This is a genomic window from Paenibacillus silvestris, assembly GCF_009882985.1.
GTDB classification, from domain to species: domain Bacteria; phylum Bacillota; class Bacilli; order Paenibacillales; family NBRC-103111; genus Paenibacillus_E; species Paenibacillus_E silvestris.
This window is the reverse complement of record NZ_WTUZ01000003.1, coordinates 1-631: the sequence shown is the minus strand read 5'-3', so window position 1 is coordinate 631 and position 631 is coordinate 1. Positions and strand designations below refer to the sequence as shown.

Genomic DNA, 631 nt, shown 5'->3' with positions numbered 1-631 from the left:
CATTTCAAGTCGAAATTTCTTGGAAATCTCTGTCTTAAAATGATGATTGGTGGAGCCAAGCGGGATCGAACCGCTGACCTCCTGCTTGCAAGGCAGGCGCTCTCCCAGCTGAGCTATGGCCCCATATATGAAAAGAATTGGTTGGCCCTAGTGGACTCGAACCACCGACCTCACCCTTATCAGGGGTGCGCTCTAACCAGCTGAGCTAAGGGCCAATATGTGTTTGGGATAAACTTCCCAAAATAAAAACCCACCTACAAGCTTTCGAAGCTTTCTTCGAAAGCTTGCCATGGGTCCGCTTGGCAACGTTCTACTCTCCCAGAACCCTGCGGTTCAAGTACCATCGACGCTGGAGGGCTTAANCGGTCGTGTTCGAGATGGGAACGCGTGGGTCCCCTCCGCCATCATCACCAAACGAGTGCAACATGGATCAACCATCTTGCTGAAAGAGCTTGCTCTTTCAAAACTGAACACGAGTGAGTAAGCGATTGTGTATCCGAAGATACTTGACTGGGTCGTTCTCAGACCCGAGTCTCCATAGAAAGGAGGTGATCCAGCCGCACCTTCCGATACGGCTACCTTGTTACGACTTCACCCCAATCATCTACCCCACCTTCGGCGGCTGGCTCCC

Annotated in this window: 2 tRNA genes and 2 rRNA genes; all 4 read right to left on the bottom strand. The window is 51.7% G+C overall.

Annotated elements, in window-relative coordinates:
• Positions 1 to 47: 47 nt before the first annotated feature.
• Positions 48 to 123, bottom strand: a tRNA-Ala gene (locus GQF01_RS00980).
• Between the two features lie 15 nt (positions 124 to 138).
• A tRNA-Ile gene (locus GQF01_RS00975) sits at positions 139 to 215 on the bottom strand.
• 82 nt (positions 216 to 297) lie between these two features.
• Positions 298 to 415 (bottom strand): 5S ribosomal RNA (gene rrf, locus GQF01_RS00970).
• Positions 416 to 541: 126 nt separating this feature from the next.
• Positions 542 to 631 (bottom strand): 16S ribosomal RNA (locus GQF01_RS00965); the annotation flags it as partial.